This window comes from Neisseria oralis, assembly GCF_045062685.1.
Taxonomy (GTDB): domain Bacteria; phylum Pseudomonadota; class Gammaproteobacteria; order Burkholderiales; family Neisseriaceae; genus Neisseria; species Neisseria oralis.
This window is the reverse complement of record NZ_JBJGEB010000055.1, coordinates 1-275: the sequence shown is the minus strand read 5'-3', so window position 1 is coordinate 275 and position 275 is coordinate 1. Positions and strand designations below refer to the sequence as shown.

The following is a 275-nucleotide window of genomic DNA, read 5'->3' as shown; positions in this document are numbered from 1 at the left end:
CTCCTGGCCCGACATCCGCGCTTTATTGGACCGGCTGCCTTTGGGCGAATCGGAATATATTGCTTGGGATTTTTTGGATTTTCTGCGCGATCGGTATATTTCGAATATCATCGTATGGGCGCAATGGGCATCGTATTTCCGCTGGCACGAGAGCCGCGAAGTTCTCCACCGTATGAGCACGGACGAGCTGGAGTGGGTTTATGACTGCATCAATGCGGCAGAAGTTTTATCTGACAACGCCAATGGCAAATTCCCGCTCTTGCACAGCTTGAACC

1 pseudogene is annotated in these 275 nt (G+C 51.6%); it reads left to right on the top strand.

Features of this window, described 5'->3' with window-relative positions:
* A pseudogene (locus tag ACI43T_RS12060) lies at positions 1 to 275 on the top strand (J domain-containing protein); the annotation flags it as partial.